The sequence below is a fragment of the Pseudomonas sp. IT-P4 genome (assembly GCF_949767755.1).
Classification (GTDB): Bacteria; Pseudomonadota; Gammaproteobacteria; order Pseudomonadales; family Pseudomonadaceae; genus Aquipseudomonas; species Aquipseudomonas monachiensis.
In genome coordinates this window covers 1-17,583 of sequence record NZ_CATKPX010000048.1, presented here as the reverse complement: position 1 = coordinate 17,583, position 17,583 = coordinate 1, and the positions used below count along the sequence as shown (strand labels likewise).

15 protein-coding genes are annotated in these 17,583 nt (G+C 57.8%); 4 read left to right on the top strand and 11 right to left on the bottom strand.

The genetic code is table 11. The features are described from left to right. Positions 1 to 291: 291 nt before the first annotated feature. Both ACM6IT_RS20870 and ptrR read right to left on the bottom strand, forming a co-directional pair. A complete protein-coding gene (locus ACM6IT_RS20870; protein WP_056724237.1) occupies positions 292 to 2,496 on the bottom strand; it encodes an OsmC domain/YcaO domain-containing protein in 2,205 nt (734 codons plus the stop codon). Positions 2,497 to 2,573: 77 nt separating this feature from the next. Further along, a complete protein-coding gene (gene ptrR / locus ACM6IT_RS20865) occupies positions 2,574 to 3,452 on the bottom strand; it encodes a putrescine utilization regulator PtrR (protein ID WP_056724235.1) in 879 nt (292 codons plus the stop codon). Between the two features lie 100 nt (positions 3,453 to 3,552). Here ptrR and ACM6IT_RS20860 point away from each other — a divergent pair, with 100 nt between their 5' ends. Both ACM6IT_RS20860 and ACM6IT_RS20855 read left to right on the top strand, forming a co-directional pair. Next, positions 3,553 to 4,944 (top strand): aldehyde dehydrogenase family protein, encoded by a 1,392-nt coding sequence (locus ACM6IT_RS20860; RefSeq protein ID WP_414914063.1) that lies wholly within the window; start codon positions 3,553 to 3,555, stop codon positions 4,942 to 4,944. A 269-nt stretch (positions 4,945 to 5,213) separates the two neighbouring features. Beyond that, positions 5,214 to 5,555, top strand: a complete 342-nt coding sequence (locus ACM6IT_RS20855) for a hypothetical protein (protein WP_414918608.1) — start codon at positions 5,214 to 5,216, stop codon at positions 5,553 to 5,555. 81 nt (positions 5,556 to 5,636) lie between these two features. Here the strand turns inward: ACM6IT_RS20855 and ACM6IT_RS20850 are convergent, their stop codons facing one another. From ACM6IT_RS20850 to ACM6IT_RS20810, 9 genes are all read right to left on the bottom strand, one after another. Beyond that, entirely contained in the window at positions 5,637 to 5,741 is a 105-nt protein-coding gene (locus ACM6IT_RS20850; protein ID WP_317850378.1) for an excalibur calcium-binding domain-containing protein, read from the bottom strand. Positions 5,742 to 6,135: 394 nt separating this feature from the next. Then, entirely contained in the window at positions 6,136 to 7,548 is a 1,413-nt protein-coding gene (locus ACM6IT_RS20845) for an aldehyde dehydrogenase family protein (protein ID WP_414918607.1), read from the bottom strand. A gap of 4 nt (positions 7,549 to 7,552) precedes the next feature. After that, positions 7,553 to 8,602 (bottom strand): homoserine dehydrogenase, encoded by a 1,050-nt coding sequence (locus tag ACM6IT_RS20840; protein WP_056724225.1) that lies wholly within the window; start codon positions 8,600 to 8,602, stop codon positions 7,553 to 7,555. A gap of 176 nt (positions 8,603 to 8,778) precedes the next feature. Continuing rightward, complete coding sequence (locus tag ACM6IT_RS20835; RefSeq protein WP_414918606.1) at positions 8,779 to 9,216, bottom strand: Lrp/AsnC family transcriptional regulator; 438 nt, start codon at positions 9,214 to 9,216, stop codon at positions 8,779 to 8,781. 22 nt (positions 9,217 to 9,238) lie between these two features. After that, on the bottom strand, positions 9,239 to 10,618 hold the full coding sequence (gene thrC, locus ACM6IT_RS20830; RefSeq protein ID WP_414918605.1) for a threonine synthase: 1,380 nt from the start codon (positions 10,616 to 10,618) through the stop codon (positions 9,239 to 9,241). A gap of 16 nt (positions 10,619 to 10,634) precedes the next feature. Then, complete coding sequence (locus ACM6IT_RS20825; protein WP_056724220.1) at positions 10,635 to 11,525, bottom strand: LysR substrate-binding domain-containing protein; 891 nt, start codon at positions 11,523 to 11,525, stop codon at positions 10,635 to 10,637. A gap of 60 nt (positions 11,526 to 11,585) precedes the next feature. Then, complete coding sequence (locus ACM6IT_RS20820; protein WP_056724218.1) at positions 11,586 to 13,016, bottom strand: amino acid permease; 1,431 nt, start codon at positions 13,014 to 13,016, stop codon at positions 11,586 to 11,588. Between the two features lie 150 nt (positions 13,017 to 13,166). After that, on the bottom strand, positions 13,167 to 14,444 hold the full coding sequence (locus ACM6IT_RS20815) for a cystathionine gamma-synthase family protein (RefSeq protein WP_414918604.1): 1,278 nt from the start codon (positions 14,442 to 14,444) through the stop codon (positions 13,167 to 13,169). Positions 14,445 to 14,562: 118 nt separating this feature from the next. Further along, positions 14,563 to 14,736 carry a hypothetical protein gene (locus ACM6IT_RS20810; protein WP_162252414.1) on the bottom strand — a complete coding sequence of 58 codons (174 nt, stop codon included), beginning with the start codon at positions 14,734 to 14,736 and terminating at the stop codon, positions 14,563 to 14,565. A 206-nt stretch (positions 14,737 to 14,942) separates the two neighbouring features. Between ACM6IT_RS20810 and gabP the strand changes: the two genes are divergently transcribed. Together gabP and ACM6IT_RS20800 are read left to right on the top strand one after the other, a co-directional pair. Further along, on the top strand, positions 14,943 to 16,343 hold the full coding sequence (gene gabP, locus ACM6IT_RS20805; RefSeq protein WP_056724213.1) for a GABA permease: 1,401 nt from the start codon (positions 14,943 to 14,945) through the stop codon (positions 16,341 to 16,343). A gap of 111 nt (positions 16,344 to 16,454) precedes the next feature. Continuing rightward, the gene (locus ACM6IT_RS20800) at positions 16,455 to 17,567 is read left to right on the top strand and encodes a GlxA family transcriptional regulator (protein WP_409079473.1); all 1,113 of its coding nucleotides are present in this window, start codon (positions 16,455 to 16,457) and stop codon (positions 17,565 to 17,567) included. Positions 17,568 to 17,583 lie beyond the last annotated feature (16 nt).

Here is a 17,583-nt window from a genome sequence, read left to right as displayed (position 1 = left end):
CGGCTTCGATGAACTGAAGCAACCTGCTGCCGAAAACTGCGTAACTCATTGTTTGCCAAGGAGTTTTCCGTTTCGACTGCGCCGGAAGTGGGGCGAATTATAGACATCTATAATCTGCCGTCAAGCACTGATTCGGGTTTTCTATCAACAACCTGCAAATCGCCCCAAAGGACGCCTATATAGAAGGACCAGAACTCCCCTCTATATAGAAGAGCTTCCTCACAGACAGCCACAGCCCATGTCCTGGCCAAAAAACAAAAAAGCACCCAAGGTGCTTTTTTGTTATTGCTATCAGTTGGACAAGGCCGCCACCCTCGCCCGCGCCGTGTGCAGCTTTTTATAGCTGTCGATCAGGCGAAGGTGCCTGTCGAGCCCTTCCAGCTTCATGCTCGTCGGCGTCAGACCGTAGAAACGTACGCTGCCATCCACGGACCCTATCGCCGCGTCCATCCGCTCATTGCCGAACATCCGGCGGAAGTTGACCTCGTAGTCGCTCAGTTCCAGATCATCGTCCAGCTGCATTTCCAGCACGACGTTCACGGCCTGATAAAACAAGCCGCGCTCGACGGTGTTGTCGTTGTATTGCAAGAAGGCTTCCACCAGATCCTTGGCCTGGTCGAACTTCTGCAAGGCAAGATAAATCAGCAGCCTCAGCTCCAGGATCGTCAACTTGCCCCAAGGCGTGTTGTCGTCGAACTCGATGCCGATCAAGGTCGTGATGTCGGTGTAGTCATCCAGCTCGCTGCTTTCCAAACCCTGAGCCAGCGATCTCAGGCCGACCTTGCTCAGGCTGTGCAGGTTCAGGATGTCAGCGCGGAACTGCAGCGCCTTGTTGGTGTTATCCCAGATCAAATCCTCTACCGGATAAATTTCCGAGTAATTCGGCACCAGAATGCGGCAGGCCTTGGCACCAATGTGCTCATAGACCGCCATGTACACTTCTTTGCCCATCTCTTCGAGAATGCCGAACAGGGTCGCGGCCTCTTCAGCGTTGGAGTTTTCGCCGTGACCGGAGAAATCCCACTCAACGAATTCGAAATCCGGCTTGGCACTGAAGAAACGCCACGAGACCACACCGCTGGAATCGATGAAGTGCTCGACGAAGTTGTTCGGCTCAGTCACCGCCTGGCCTTCGAAGGTCGGCTGAGGCAGATCGTTCAGGCCTTCGAAACTGCGGCCTTGCAGCAACTCCGTCAGGCTGCGCTCCAGTGCCACTTCCAGACTTGGGTGCGCGCCGAACGAGGCAAACACGCCACCGGTGCGCGGGTTCATCAAGGTCACACACATCACCGGGAACTCCCCGCCCAGCGACGCATCCTTGACCAGCACCGGGAAGCCCTGCTCTTCCAGGGCCTGGATACCGGCCAGGATGCCCGGGTATTTCGCCAGCACTTCCTGCGGCACGTCCGGCAGGGCCATTTCACCTTCGAGGATTTCGCGCTTGACCGCGCGCTCGAAGATCTCCGACAGGCACTGCACCTGGGCTTCGGCCAGCGTGTTGCCGGCGCTCATGCCATTGCTCAGGAACAGGTTTTCGATCAGGTTGGACGGGAAGTACACCACCTCATTGTCCGACTGGCGCACAAACGGCAGTGAACAAATGCCACGCTGGGTGTTGCCGGAGTTGGTGTCGTACAGATGCGAGCCACGCAACTCGCCATCCCGGTCGTAGACCTTCAGGCAGTACTCGTCGAGGATTTCAGTCGGCAGTTCGTCCTTCGGGCCCGGCTTGAACCAGCGCTCGTCCGGGTAATGCACAAACGCCGCGTTGGCGATGTCCTCGCCCCAGAACTGATCGTTGTAGAAGAAGTTGCAGTTGAGGCGCTCGATAAACTCGCCCAGTGCCGATGCCAGCGCACCTTCCTTGGTTGCACCCTTGCCGTTGGTAAAACACATCGGCGAGTGCGCATCGCGGATGTGCAGCGACCACACATTGGGAACGATATTGCGCCACGAAGCGATTTCAATCTTCATGCCCAGGTCGGCCAGGAGGCCCGACATGTTGGCGATGGTTTGCTCCAGCGGCAGGTCCTTGCCCACAATGTAGGTGCCCGCTTCAGAAGTCGAGTGCGGCATCAGCAACGCCTGGGCATCGGCGTCGAGGTTTTCGACCTCTTCAATCACAAACTCAGGGCCGGTTTGCACCACCTTCTTTACCGTACAACGGTCGATGGAGCGCAAGATCCCCTGGCGGTCCTTGGCGGAGATGTCCGCCGGCAATTCAACCTGAATCTTGAAAATCTGGTTGTAGCGGTTTTCCGGGTCAACAATGTTGTTCTGCGACAGGCGGATATTTTCGGTGGGGATATTGCGAGTCTCGCAGTACAACTTCACGAAGTACGCCGCACACAACGCCGACGAAGCCAGGAAGTAATCGAACGGCCCCGGTGCCGAACCATCGCCCTTGTAGCGAATGGGCTGATCGGCGATCACCGTGAAGTCGTCGAACTTGGCTTCAAGTCGAAGGTTGTCGAGAAAGTTGACCTTGATTTCCATGTGCGATTACCAGAATAACGAGCTAAACGATTTGGCCGCCATTATCCGGTTTTTCGGCACTGACCGTTAACTTTCCACTATTTATCGATCAACGCCACACCGCGCTCCTCAAGCAAACGCACAAACATCGTCAGGCTCCGCGACACCGTTCCCCTGCGCCACACCAGCCAGGTGCGCAGATAGCGGAACGACTCCGACAGCGGCCAGACGCTGACCGTCGTGCATCCAGGCATGCTTTCGAGCATGCTGCGGGGCATCAGCGCCAGGCCGGCACCGGCGCTGACGCAGGCCAGCATGCCGTGATAGGACTCCATTTCGAAAATCTTGCCGGGCACCGCCGCGCCATCGGCGAACCAGCTTTCGAAGTGATGGCGATAGGAGCAGTTGGAGCGGAAGGCATAGATATTTTCGCCATTCACGTCCTTGGCCCGATGAATCGGCTCATGGTTGAGCGGTGCGATCAGGACCATTTCTTCCTCGAATGCAGGCACGCCCTCCAGCGCCGGATGCAACACCGGACCATCGACAAATGCAGCGGCCAGCCGCCCCGACAGCACCCCATCGATCATGGTCCCGGAGGGGCCGGTGGACAGGTCCAGTTCGACCTTGGCGTGCTTCTGGTTATAGGCGGCCAACAGCTCTGGAATACGTACCGCGGCAGTACTTTCCAGCGAACCCAGGGCGAAGGCTCCCTGGGGTTCTTCACCCGCCACGGTGGCGCGCGCCTCCTGAACCAGGTCGAGAATGCGCCGAGCGTAATCCAGAAAGCTCCAGCCGGCTGGCGACAGGCGCAAGCGACTCTTCTCGCGAATAAACAGGTCCACACCCAGGTCCAGCTCAAGCTGCTTGATTCGGGTCGTGAGATTCGATGGCACCCGGTGGATATGCTGGGCGGCCACGCTGATGCTGCCGTGCTCGGCGACAGCCTTGAAAATTTCGAGCTGAACCAGATCCAAGTCATTCTCCAAACGTGAACGTTACGCTCAGTATTATTCAGTTTCCAGAAAACATATAGCCCCATACCCTGAGCACATTCCTACCTCGCAGGACGGTGCCATGACCAACGTATCCAGCCTTACCCATGCCATTTCAATCAACCCGACCACGGGCGAGCAGATCGGCCATTACCCTTTCGAATCCGATTCGGCACTGCAGGCCACGCTGACGCGGGCCGCTACCGGGTTTCGTGCCTGGCGCGGCAAACCGGTTGAACAGCGCGCGCAGCTGTTGATCAACCTCGGCCAGGCCTTGCGCAACAATGCAGAGGCCATGGCGAATATGATCACCCAGGAAATGGGTAAGCCGATTGCCCAGGCCCGCGGTGAAATTGAAAAATGTGCGCAGCTGTGCGACTGGTACGCCGAACACGGCCCCGCCATGCTGAGCCCGGAACCGACCCTGGTTGAAGGCGGTAAGGCACGCATTGAATATCGCCCCCTCGGCCCGATTCTCGCCGTGATGCCGTGGAACTTCCCCATCTGGCAAGTCCTGCGCGGCGCGGTCCCCACCCTGCTCGCCGGCAACACCTACGTGCTCAAGCACGCGCCAAACGTCATGGGTAGCGCCTACCTGCTGCTGGAGGCCTTCAGGCAAGCGGATTTTCCCGAAGGTGTTTTCGAGGTCATCAACGTCACCCCGGAAGGTGTATCCAAGGCGATCGCCGACCCACGCATCGCGGCCGTCACCCTCACCGGTAGCGTACGTGCGGGTATGGCCATCGGTGCTCAGGCGGGAGCAGCACTGAAGAAATGCGTATTGGAACTGGGTGGCTCCGACCCATTTATCGTGCTCGACGACGCCGACCTCGATGAGGCGGTGAAAGCCGCCGTGATCGGGCGTTATCAAAACACCGGGCAAGTCTGCGCCGCCGCCAAACGCCTGATTGTCGAGCAAGGCGTTGCCCGGGAATTTACCCGCAAGTTCGTCGAAGCCACCCGACAACTGGTTGTCGGTGACCCACTGGCCAGCACCACCTATATCGGCCCGATGGCTCGCTTCGACCTGCGCGACGAACTGGATCAACAGGTGCGCGACACACTGGAAGAAGGCGCGACGCTGCTGTTGGGTGGAAACAAGGCTGAAGGCCCCGGCAACTACTATGCGCCCACCGTACTCGGCGACGTGACCGATCAAATGACATCATTCAAACAGGAGTTGTTTGGTCCTGTGGCCTCAATCATCACGGCCCGAGACGCCGCCCATGCGCTGGAGCTGGCCAATGACAGCGAGTTCGGCCTCACCGCCACCCTCTACACGCGCAATGCCGAACTTGCCCGACAGATGGCAGGCGAACTTGAAACCGGCGGCGTATTCATCAACGGCTATAGCGCCAGCGATCCGCGTGTCAGTTTTGGTGGCGTGAAGAAGAGCGGCTTTGGCCGGGAGCTCTCGCACTTCGGGGTGCGCGAATTCTGTAATGCACAGACGGTCTGGCTGGATCGGCGTTAAGGGGGCGTTGCGTTCCGAACCCGGCCCGGTGGCCGGGTTTCTGTTTTCATTATTGAATGGGAAGGTCAGCTCGCAGTTCCTGCATGGTGAGCAATCCCTGTTCAAGCCGTTACGTCCATCGATTGAGATGTTGGTGACATATGGGCCTGCTAAACCAGGAATCCAAAGGCCCGGCGCTTGCGCCGTCACCTTGGGATGAGCTGCAGATTCCACCATAAACGCACCTACACTGAGATGCACAGCGATTGAGAGAACATGGAGCTCCCCCCATGCGAACTAGCGCCCTTGTGATACTCCTTTTCAGCTATGCCGTGCTGATGGTGATTTTTTTCAAGCTGAATGCTCGAAACAATCGGCGCCGCAGAGAAGGTCTCTACGAAGCCTTTGAAACTACGATGCGAGAGCATGGCCTCAAGTCTTTCGAGATCCTCAAGGAAAGTATTTATATCGGTAACAATTTTCGGCCATCAGAGCTGTACCGGGTATTGCTGGACGACTCAGGGCGCTACTTTCTTTACTTGCATGCCAGCAATACGCAGCCAGTTTTCATGCCGCTGACCGAAGAGCGAGCGTTACAGGCTGCACAGGGTGATATTGGAATTCAGGCATAGATCATCGCAACCGCTGCCAGGATGTAGCGGATGCGGACCTGTGCCAGGAACTCATGCAGCCTGGCGATAAGCGGCGAGTAGTCACCGGCACCACTGCTTCTCACAAGGTATCCCGTCGTAGTCGCCATCCATTTCCATTCCTGGGCAATTTTGCAGAAAGTTTGTGGCCTCTGCGCATGAAGTCATCTGCGAGCAATATTTGCGCCCATCGCATTTGACTGGAGCCGAAACAGGCTTTGGTGCAATCAAGACCGCAGAGATTCTTTGGGGGCTCGATGGCCGAGCCTCAAACCAGGACTGTAATTCAGGGAAAAACTTCCAAGCCAACAGACCAACAACAAGCAAAACCAAAATCAGTTTCATCTTGATCCATCCATGATGAGAGACCGTTTGTGTTCTCACGTTGCCTGCTTCCAGCTTAACCCACTATTCCATATACAACCTGCCGGCGAATTTCTTGGCGACTTTCAGCTCAGTGGCAATACTCCACCTTTTACTTCTCCCCATTCAGCAAAACGCATTGGGCCGGTGACCACACCGACCCAATGCCATACGACCTGATCCATTTATCGCGAATCGACTAACCCAACGTGTTAAGGCACACAACCTTGGGTTGGGTCATTTCCTCGTAGGCAAAACGCACCCCTTCCCGGCCCAGGCTACCGTACTTGGAACCGCCAAACGGCATCGCATCGAAGCGGTAGTCGGAAGAGTCGTTGATCATCACTCCCCCGGCCTCGATCCTCCGTGCGGCGCTCATCGCGGTTGCCAGATCATTGGTGAAGATCCCGGCATGCAGGCTGTATTCGGGCTCATTGGCCAACGCGATGGCTTCATCGAAACTCTCGAAGCATTGCAGTACCACCACCGGTGCGAAGACTTCATTGCGCCAGAGTCGACTGGCATGATCGACGTTTTCCAACACGGTGGCGGCATAGCACGATCCTTCACGCCGATGGCCGCAGAGCAACGTGGCGCCCTCTTGCAGGGCCTCGTTTACCACTTGCTCGGCATTCTGCGCGGCTTGCGCGGTAATCATGGGGCCGATATCGGTAACGGCCAGTAATGGATCGCCGACCACAAGCGCGCGGGCCTGACTGACAAAACGCTCTCGGAACGCTTCATAAATCGACGCCTGAATCAGCAAGCGCTGGGTGCCTACGCAGTTCTGCCCCGCTGCCCAAAAGGCTCCGGACACGCAACTCTCGACAGCGGCCTCAAGGTCGCAATCGTCCATGACGATTACCGGCGCATTGCCGCCCAGGTCCATGGCCAGTTTCTTCAACCCCGCCGTGCGGGCAATCTGTTCTGCGGTGACGAAACCGCCGGTGAAGGAAATCATCCGCACCTCACGGGCGGCGACCAACGCCTTGCCCAGTTCCGCGCCGCCGGTGGCGACGGTAACCACTGATTCAGGCAAGCCTGCCGCGACCAGATAAGACACCAGTTTAATGGCCGACAATGGCGCGAGCTCGGAGGGTTTGAGAATCACCGCATTACCGCCCGCAATGGCCGGACCGAGTTTGTGCGCCACCAGGTTCAACGGATCGTTGTACGGCGTGATCGCCACGATCAGGCCCAAGGGCTCGCGAGAAAACCAGCCCTGACGCGATTCGGAGCCTTCATAAGCATCGAAGGGAACCACCTCCCCGGCATTGCGCCTGGCCTCCTCGGCTGACAGCTTGAGGGTATTGACGCAACGTTTGACCTCTTTTTGCGCCTGTTTGAGGGTCTTCCCGGCCTCGTCGACGATCAGCCTGGCAAACACACCGGCATCCTGTTCGATGTTGATTGCGGCTTGCTCAAGAATGCGCGCCCGACGATGACGCGCTAACGCGGCGCACGCTCGTGCACCACTGCGTCCCGTCTCCAACAACTGCGGAACTTGCGACGCACAGACATTCGTCACGCTACCTATGAGGGAACCGTCATAGGCGTTAAAGACTTCAATGGGCGGCTCCACGACATCCAGAACCAGGCGCGATAATTTCACAGGCTTACTCCTGGTTGCGTGCAATGGATTGATGGATGCTGATGATGTCCGAGAGCAGCGCAAATGCTGTTTCCGTACGCCCGGCTCCCGGTCCCGAAACCGTCACCGCACCGAGCAGTTGCGAGGTAAACGACACCGCGTTGGTCGCGCCGCCAACACTGGCCAGTGGATGGTCGTTGTTCAACAGCCGCGGCTCGACACTGGCACTGATCGAGCCATCGGCATGGCGCATCGCCGACCCGATCAGCTTCCAGCGAGCGCCGTCCTGCCGGGCTTTTTCGATGTCGCCAAGGCTGAGGGACGAAATGCCGCTGCACGTGACGTCACTGACCGTCAGCTTCGCATCCAGCAGTTCATTCGCCAGGATCACCACCTTGAGGCGTACGTCATGACCCTCGACATCCGCCGTCGGGTCGGCTTCGGCGTAACCCAGTTCCTGAGCCTTGCTGACGGCCTCGGCAAACCCCAGGCCGCCTTCCATGCTGGTGAGCACGAAGTTGGACGTGCCGTTGAGAATTCCTTCAAAACCGACAATGGAGCTGCCGGCCAGCGCCTGCCTGGCCAGGCGGATAACCGGCGTGCCGCTCATGACCGAGCCTTCGTATTCAAAGGCGACATGCTTGCGTCGAGCCAGTGCCTTGAGCTCGGCGCCGTGCAAGGCGATCGGGCCCTTGTTGGTGGTGACGACATGCTGGCCGCCTTCCAGCGCCCAACGGCAGAACGAAGTTGCCGGTTCACCGTCTACCGGGTTGGTAAACGTGGCTTCAACAATAATGTCCGCGCCGCAATCCTTGATCACCGCTTCAGTGAGGGCTGTGACGTCGCCACCCGGCAGTTGCGCCAATGCACCTTTGACTGCCGGCAATTGGGCGAGCACATTGGCGTCCAGCCCTTCGCGGCCAATCACCGAACCGAGAAACAAGTCAGTCACGCCGACGATTTTCAGGGTGAAACCCAGTTCTGTTTTCCACTGTTCGTTACGTTCGGCAATCAGCTGAGCCAATGCCCGGTTAACACCGCCAAAGCCAACCAGCGCCAATTTGTATTCAGTCATTTTGTTATGCCCTTGATCCGGGTGATGGGTTGTTGGGCACTAGGTTAGGGCTGGGCCCAGGGCAGTGAAATAGGTCAATTTGCTCTATTTTGTGGGCGTTTTGACCACCGTCATGACAATGCTTCAGCCATAAAAAAAGCCAACACAGGTTGGCTTTTAGCAATACGAAAAATGGGCTATACGACAGACGACAGCACAAAGGAGGTCACGGTATTTTCCACCCCGGGCAACGCGGCAATTTCAGTCCAGACCTTGTGCACCCGCTGTGGGCTCGCAGCGCCCACCCGCAGCATCAGGTCGAACTCGCCGCTCATGACATCGCACTGGATGACTTCCGGAATGGCCCGCAGCGCCTGCAACACTTCCGCCCCCCGCATCCGGTCGTAGCGGTAAACGAAAATCACCGCATTGATGTTCGACGTGGCTTGTCGCCCCTCCCCCGTGCGTATCGTATACCCCTGTATTACCCCGTCGCGTTCAAGTCTTTCTATGCGCTGGCGCACCGCATTGCGTGACAGATTGACCTTGGCCGCCAGTTCGGCGTGTGCAGCCCTGGCATTGAGCTGTAGTTCAGCGATGATGTGTTCATCGAGAGGGTCCAGAATTCGCTTCACTTGGCCTCCTGTTGTCGCGCCTTCACAGCGCGCCGAGCCGCTCATGGATGGTGTCGAGGTCGTCCGGTTGAATCCGGTAAACCCGCGCCTGTCCTTGTGTCGTGACCTCAGGCTGCAGCCCCGCCACACTGATGCCCAACTCGCCAAGCAGTGCCGCCGACTTGACCGGTGAGATTTCCCCCAGGGTCACCATTGGCGCCACCAGGCTTCGCCGATACAACCGGGCGGCCAGCACGCCAGTGGCCGTATGCGGGTCGATGACGTATCCCGTGTCGCGATACAGCGAGGTGATTTCCGTCAGCGTCTGCTCATCACTGACTGCGTAAGAGTCGATGATCATCCGCGCCTGCAACCAGAACTCGTTGGCGATGACCATCTCGCCGCTGGATTCGAACCCCTCCATCAGGGCACACACCGCCTGGTCGTCATGCCCGTAGAGCTCCCAAAGGAACCGTTCCAGATTGGAAAAGATCGACAGGTCCATGGCAGGCGAAAGCGTCTTGTTGGCTCGTGACCTGCTGTAGTGGTTCTTCTGAAACAACTGGTGCAACGCGTCATTCTGGTTGGTCGCAACAATCATCTGGGTAATCGGCAGGCCCATTTTTTGTGCGATGTAGCCTGCATACACCTCGGCAAAACTCGCCGCTGGTACGCTGAAACCAATCGGTCGCTGGCCGCCTCCCAGTTGCAACACGGCGTGGAAGTAAAACACCAGTTGCGCCAACACACTGACCCAGTTACTGGAGTTGAAACTGATCACCTCGTGCTGCGCATACGGCCATTGTCGGAACAGCCGGGTGACGATGTTCTGGCACTCGTCGAAGCTGCCGTTGACCGCGAACTGATAGACCCCTGGGTGCGCCGCTGCTTGCAGATGCTGGAGTTGGTCCCGGGGTACGCCCGCCTCCGGGTAAAACACCACCACGGGGGTGTCCTCGCAGTGCTTGAACGCCTCGATGGCCGCCAGCCCGGTATCGCCGTTGGTGGCACCGATCACCACCCCGCGACGCCCGCGCTTGCGCAGAAAATACGGCACCAGTCGTGCCTGCAATTGAGCGGCAAAATCCTTCGAGGAGCGAGTCGGGCCGTGGAACAGCTCCAGCACCCATTCGTTACGATCGACCTGATGCAATGGCGCCAGGGAACGATGGCTGAATTGACTACCGGCCTCTTTGAGCATGCGCTTGAGGTCTGTCTCGGGGATCGCCTCTCCCACAAACGGACTGATCACCCTGTAGGCCAGTTCGTCATAGGGCAAGGTCGACCAGTTGGCGATGTCCTGCGCTTCAAACAGCGGCAGTTCGAGCGGTACGAACAGCCCACCGTCCTCGGCAATGCCAGACAATACGACCTGTTCGAAGTCGACCTGCACGGCCGAATTTCGGGTACTCACATAACGCATGGTTGGCTCCGGCCATTCATTTGAAACGATGTGCCTGCTCGACCAGCCAGGTGGAAAACATCACCGCGTCCGGGTGCTGCTCGGCCCCGGAACCGCGCACAAGGTAAAAAGACTCGCTGGCTTCGATACGCTGGGTAAAGGGTTCGACCAGCCGTCCATCCTGAAGCATCTCCTCCACCATCGAGGACCGGGCCAGGGCAATCCCCTGACCTAACTCGGCCATGCGCAAAGTCGAGATCAATGTGTCGAACTGCATGCCGGTCGAAGAGTCGACGGTGTCTGCACCGACCATGTTCAACCAGTAACCCCAACCCTCTTCGTAACCCAGAACATGCAACAGCGGATGGTGCGATACGTCCGAAGGGACCGTCAGCGGCGACTTCGCCATCAGGTCCGGCGAGCAGACCGGGAACAACGTGTCCCAGGTCAGGCGCTGCGACACCAGGCCGGGCCATTGACCGTGGCCCCAGCGAATCTCCATGTCATCCTCACCGTCCAGTTCCTTGACCCAGATATTGCTGATGTAGCGGATATCGACATGCGGATGCGCCTGGCTAAACCCCGCCAGCTTGGGTGCCAGCCAATGCACGAAGAACGCCAGGCTGCCACGTACCTTGATCGGCCGACGTTTGTGCTGGCCAAAAATTTCGTTGGTCCCCACTGCCAGTCGCGTGATCGCATCCTGCACCACCGGCAGATACGCCTGGCCTTCCTCGGTCAGTCCCAAGCCACGGGGCAAGCGCTTGAACAGTGCCACCCCAAGATGGCTTTCCAGTTGGCGGATCTGCTGACTGACTGCGCCCTGGGTCAAAAACAGTTCTTCGGCGGCATGGGTGAAGTTCAAACAGCGGGCAGACACCTCGAATGCCCGCAGCCAGTTCAATGGGGGTAGCGTCTTTTGCTTCATGGCTTGAACCTCTGGGACGCCCCCTCCACCGAGCACGCTTGCCCATCCCGTCGACGCTGACTAGAACGCGTCGGACGGTTGTGCCAAGGGGGCAACCGACAAGCGTCGCTCGCGGCTTTTGCGGGTAATGTAATACACGAAATAGCACCAGGCGATGAAGGGCAAACCGAAGTACAACGCCACTCGCTGCTCCGGATCGAACGCAATCCCGACACACGCCAGACTGCAGCAGACCAGCGCTCCCAACGGCACCCATGGATAACCCCGGACACGGAATTTCAAGTCGCGGATGTCACCGCCGTTGGCCACATAGTGACGACGGAAAGCAATCTGGCTCGCAGCGATGCTCATCCATACCACTACGACCGCCAATCCGGAGATCGATACCAGCGCCAGATAGATGGTATCGGCGGCGAACACACTGCTGAGCAACGAGGCTGCCCCACCCGCCATGCTGATGATAATGGCGTTGAGCGGCGTGCCCATACGCGTCAGTGCCGAGAAACGCTTGGGCAGATGACCCTGGTCACTCAGCGTCCAGATCATCCGTGACGCGGCATACAAACCGGAGTTGGCGGCCGACAGCAAGGCACTGATGATCACGAAGTTCATGATGTCTGCCGAATAGGGAATCCCGATGTAGGTGAACACAGTCACGAATGGACTCTCTACCAGGCCGGCCTGTTCTCGGGGCAATAGCGTCGCCAGGACGAAAATGGTCCCCACGAAAAAGATCGCCAGGCGCAGCACCGTCGTGCGAATGGCACGCGGCACATTGCGCTGCGGGTCCTTGGTTTCCCCCGCGGCAATACCGATCAGCTCTGTGCCGGAGAACGCAAAAGACACCGCCAATAACGTCATGGCTATCGGCATGACTCCCGTAGGAAAAAGTCCTTCGCGAGTGAAGTTGCTCAACCCGATACTGTGGCCCTGTTCGATGTGCAGCAGACCGAGAATCGCGCCACCGCCGATCATCAGAAACACTATTACGGTCACCACCTTAACCAGTGACAACCAGAACTCGGTTTCAGCGAACAGGCGCACCGAAATCACATTGGTCAGAAACACCAGGCCCGCAAACAGCGCACTCCAGATCCACACCGGTGTATCCGGGAACCAGCGCACCATCAAGATGCCGGCGGCGGTAAATTCAGAACCGATGGCCACCGTCCAGGTCAGCCAATACAACCAAGCTACGGTATAGCCGGTACCAGGCCCGAGAAAACGGGTGGCGTAAGTGCTGAATGAACCGGTTTCCGGCATCTGCACCGCCAGTTCGCCCAGGCACATCATCACCATGTAAACCATGAGCGCGCCGATGATGTAAGCGATCACCGCGCCCAAGGGACCGGCCTGGTTAACCGTATACCCGGACGTGAGAAACAGCCCGGTACCGATGACCCCGCCTAACGCCAACATGACAATATGCCGTGTTTGCATTTCCTGTTTAAAACCGGAACGCGAATGAAGTTGTTCTTCTTTTATGGACATGGTTGTTCTCATGAAAGTTATTAGGGCACGAATTAACGTCTGCAATGACTGACTGGGCAGAGTAAAAACAGGTCGCCACTAAGTTTTATTATTATTCCACTTCATGAACGCCCCACTCACATCCTTGTAGTGAGGTTTAGCGCTAACGCTTCAGCCTGCAACTTCGGTGCAATTTTCATTGATTGAAATCTGCGTATTTTCTTGTGCGGGTTCGTTGCCCGCCCCCCTGACAAATGCAAATGCCTGTTTCAGGTCGTCGAGCAGATCATCGGTGTCCTCGATGCCGACAGAGACCCGCACCAGCCCTTCGGAAATGCCCAGGGCCAGTCGTTCCTCCAGCGTGTTCTCGACATGGCTGGTGGTTCGCGCCGGACCGTAGATGGTTTCCACCGCACCGAGATTGCCCGCGCAGTGGGCGAATCGCAGTCGTGGCAAGAGCACCTTGACCGTGTCCATGCCGCCCACCACGACAAAACTGACGATTGCACCGAAGCCGGACATTTGCGCGCACGCCACCGCATGATTCGGATGGCCGGGCAAACCCGGATAATTGACCGACTCCACCAAGGGTTCGACGCAGAGGTACTCGGCCAGTGCGCGGGCACTGCGTTGCTGCTGACGCATGCGCAGCACCAACGTTTTCATGCCGCGAATGATCAGGTAGGCGGAGAACGGGTCGAGTGCCGCACCGTTGATTTCCCGGTAATGACGCACCTTGGCCATCAGTGATTCATTACCGCACACCAGACCGCCAAGCACGTCGCCGTGGCCGCTGAGAAATTTGGTGGCACTGTGAATGACCACGTCCACACCCAGCGCCAGGGGGTTCTGATTCAATGGCGTGGCGAAGGTGTTATCCGCCACCACAATGGCTCCGACGCGCTTGGCCGCAGCCACCAGACGCTCGATATCGAGTATTTTCAGCGTCGGGTTGGTTGGCGTTTCCAGGTAAACCAATTGGCAACCCTTGGCGATTTCGCGTTCAATTTCTTCGTGATCGAATGTCTCGCACAACGTCACGTTCACACCGGTGCGAGGCAAGAACTCTTCGAAAATCTTGTTGGTGCCGCCATAGCTGTCCTTGGTCGACACCACCCGATCGCCATGGGCCAGGAAGGTGTAAAGCACACTGCTGATCGCCGCCATCCCGCTGCTGAAAGCCACGGCGGATTCGGCCAGCTCCAACTCGCGAATCTTTGCCTCAAGGGTCTCGACTGTCGGGTTGCTCATACGGCTGTAAATAAAGCCGGGGGCCTTGCCCAACGCTACGTCGTACCAGACATCTATGTCGTCGTAACCATATGCAGCACTGACTACGATGGGGGTTTGGGTGGCGTTGTAGGGATGCCTGACTTGCTCCCCACCCCACACGGCACGGGTTCCCGCACCCGCATTAACAAACCCTGCGTTGCCTGGTTTTTTATTCATAAAGACTACTCGCACTGAGGGGGGCGAATGTTGAGTCACTCACCGGATCTGGAGGCCAATATATTGAAAAGCAGCGCCGCCGAGAAACGATGTTATCGGTGCCAAAGGGCCGCTTTTTTTAATGGCTGTGATGGCGCAGATTCAGGTCAGTTGCGGCAACGAAACGATCTCTTTCAGGAGCGACATCGGCATTCAATACTCCGATAACGTGAGTTTTTCCTTGATCGCGCGCGGCTGCCAAACCTCCGGCCTCTACTGCGAGTGCAAAGTTTCCCGTGTCGATATCAGGCACGGAGGTGGCGCGATCAGGTATCTGGATTGTCGGACAAGCCGGGTAAGGTGGCGCAACTTTTCACTGCGCTGGTCACATCGCAGTGACAGAGCTTATAGAACAGTAGCGTTGAGGACTGTCGCTTTCAGGAGGGGCAACAGCAAGCCCCCATGATCGCCTCCCCCTCACTCAGAACGCTTGAATGTCGATCGCCAAAGAGTAAAAAAATGATCAGCCCGAGCTCCAAGGATTCGAATGGCCAATTGGCGCAGGGCTTCAAGCCTCGTCACGTCACCATGCTATCAATCGCCGGTATCATCGGCGCCGGTTTGTTCGTTGGCTCAGGACATGCCATTGCAGCTGCCGGCCCAGCCGTCCTGCTGGCCTATCTATTTTCCGGCCTGCTCGTCGTTCTGGTCATGCGCATGCTAGGTGAAATGGCGGTGGCCAACCCGGACACCGGCTCGTTCTCCACCTATGCCGACCAGGCAATAGGTCGTTGGGCAGGCTTCACCATCGGTTGGCTGTACTGGTGGTTCTGGGTGCTGGTTATCCCTATCGAAGCACTGGCCGCCGGCCATGTGTTGAACCAGTGGTTTCCCCAGATCGATGCCTGGCTGTTCGCCCTGGTGTCGATCATTGCGTTGGTGATCACCAATCTGTTCAGTGTCTCCAAGTACGGCGAATTCGAGTTCTGGTTCGCCATGGCCAAGGTCGTGGCGATCATAGGTTTCATCGCCGTGGGTTTTGCCGTGTTGATGGGCTGGGTGCCCGATCGGGAAGTCAGTGGTTTGAGCGGGCTGATGGCCGAGCATGGCGGATTTGCCCCCAATGGCCTGTCGGCGGTAGTCGGCGCTTTCATCACCATCATGTTCAGCTTCATTGGTACTGAAGCCGTCACCATCGCCGCCGCCGAATCCGACAACCCGTCGCAGAACATTGCCAAGGCCACGCGTTCGGTGATTTGGCGCATCGGCGTGTTCTACCTGTTGTCGATTTTCGTGGTCATCTCCGTGGTGCCCTGGAACGATCCGCTGCTCGCCCAGGTAGGCTCCTACCAGCGGGCCCTGGAAATCATGAACATTCCTCACGCCAAGTTCATGGTGGACATCGTAGTACTGATTGCCGTGGCCAGTTGCATGAACTCCTCGATCTACATTGCCTCGCGCATGCTTTACTCGCTGGGCCGTCGTGGCGATGCGCCAAAGGCGCTGAAGGCGACCTCATCCGAAGGCGTGCCGCGGGCAGCGGTCATCGCCAGCACCGTGCTGGGCGCGGCGATCACCGTGTGGAGCTACTTCATGCCCGCCGGGCTGTTTGACTTCCTGCTGGCCAGCTCCGGCGCGATTGCCTTGCTGGTGTACCTGGCCATCGCGGTGTCGCAGTTGCGCATGCGTCGGATGCTGCATCGGCAGAACGTCGAGCTGACCTTTCGCATGTGGCTGTTCCCGTGGCTGACGTGGCTGGTGATCGTGTTCATTTGCGCAGCGCTGGCGGTCATGATGATCACCCCGGAGCACCGTACCGAAGTGAGCACAACCATTGGACTGGCGCTGGCGATTTCCTTTATTGGCCTTGTGACGTCGCGTCACCCTGCGCAGGCTGCGAGGGTGACGTCTGTGGGATAAAACCCCAGGAGGTGTTTGCGCCGAACCCGATACTCCCTGCGCCGAGGCTGGGGAGTATTACAAGCTCCTGTGTCTCAGGCCGTAATCGCTCCTTGTGAGGACATGACCACGATGTCATCGAACTCCACCGTGTCCGACGGTACGACTCAATCCGTTGGTTTTCTGCTGTTGGATAAATTCACACTTATTTCCCTGGCGTCCGCGGTAGAGCCATTGCGCATGGCCAATCAGTTGTCGGGGCGAGAGCTATACCGCTGGCATACGTTCAGCCCCGGTGGAGAGCCTGTCTGGGCCAGTGACGGCGTGCCGATCACTCCGGATGCTTCATGGAGCAATCCATTAGTGGCGGACACTGTAATCGTGTGCGGTGGTGTTGGAATCCAGAGCGTGATTACCCGCGTGCACATTACCTGGCTGCAAGCCTTGGCGCGTCAATCCAGACGGTTGGGAGGTGTGTGCACCGGCAGCTGGGCGCTCGCAAAAGCCGGGCTGCTCGACGGCTACGAGTGCAGCGTGCATTGGGAATGTTTGGCTGCCATGCAGGAAGCTTTCCCGCGAGTCAGCATCAGCGCGAGCCTCTTTACCCTCGACCGGAACCGATTCACAAGCTCCGGCGGAACAGCGCCAATGGACATGATGTTGCATCTGATCGGCCGCGATCATGGCCGTGAATTGTCGGCGGCCATTTCGGATATGTTTGTCTACGAGCGCATCCGCAATGAACAAGACCATCAGCGCGTTCCGCTTAGGCATGTACTGGGAACTCATCAACCCAAGCTGCAGGAAATCGTCGCGTTGATGGAAGCCAATATCGAGGAACCGCTCGACCTCGATAACCTTGCAGAATACGTTGATCTGTCACGTCGACAGCTAGAGCGGCTATTTCAGAAATACCTCCACTGTACGCCGTCACGCTACTACCTGAGATTACGTCTTGTTCGGGCGCGACAACTGCTTAAGCAAACATCATTGTCGCTCATCGAGTTGGCGTATGTATGCGGTTTCGTGTCCACACCACACTTTTCCAAATGCTATCGCGAGTACTTTGGTGTTCCACCAAGCGACGAACGTTCCAACTCTGAATTGAGTCGCAAACCTGCAACGCTTGCGACTACGCAGCAGTCATCGACCAGACCGCTGACAGCGCTAGACCAGGCACGAAACGAATCGACTTTTGCCAGTGTTCGGATGATTGATCGTTCTGATCTGGCGCAATTGCGCTGATCGGCCGTCCCCATTT

Coding starts and splice junctions, on each gene's coding strand:
- gabP (WP_056724213.1), top strand. CDS start 14,943: ATGATCAGCCCGAGCTCCAAGGATTCGAATGGCCAATTGGCGCAGGGC.
- ACM6IT_RS20860 (WP_414914063.1), top strand. CDS start 3,553: ATGACCAACGTATCCAGCCTTACCCATGCCATTTCAATCAACCCGACC.
- thrC (WP_414918605.1), bottom strand. CDS start 10,618: ATGCGTTATGTGAGTACCCGAAATTCGGCCGTGCAGGTCGACTTCGAA.
- ACM6IT_RS20815 (WP_414918604.1), bottom strand. CDS start 14,444: ATGAATAAAAAACCAGGCAACGCAGGGTTTGTTAATGCGGGTGCGGGA.
- ACM6IT_RS20840 (WP_056724225.1), bottom strand. CDS start 8,602: ATGACTGAATACAAATTGGCGCTGGTTGGCTTTGGCGGTGTTAACCGG.
- ACM6IT_RS20825 (WP_056724220.1), bottom strand. CDS start 11,525: ATGAAGCAAAAGACGCTACCCCCATTGAACTGGCTGCGGGCATTCGAG.
- ACM6IT_RS20800 (WP_409079473.1), top strand. CDS start 16,455: ATGTCATCGAACTCCACCGTGTCCGACGGTACGACTCAATCCGTTGGT.
- ACM6IT_RS20850 (WP_317850378.1), bottom strand. CDS start 5,741: ATGACTTCATGCGCAGAGGCCACAAACTTTCTGCAAAATTGCCCAGGA.
- ACM6IT_RS20870 (WP_056724237.1), bottom strand. CDS start 2,496: ATGGAAATCAAGGTCAACTTTCTCGACAACCTTCGACTTGAAGCCAAG.
- ACM6IT_RS20820 (WP_056724218.1), bottom strand. CDS start 13,016: ATGTCCATAAAAGAAGAACAACTTCATTCGCGTTCCGGTTTTAAACAG.
- ACM6IT_RS20855 (WP_414918608.1), top strand. CDS start 5,214: ATGCGAACTAGCGCCCTTGTGATACTCCTTTTCAGCTATGCCGTGCTG.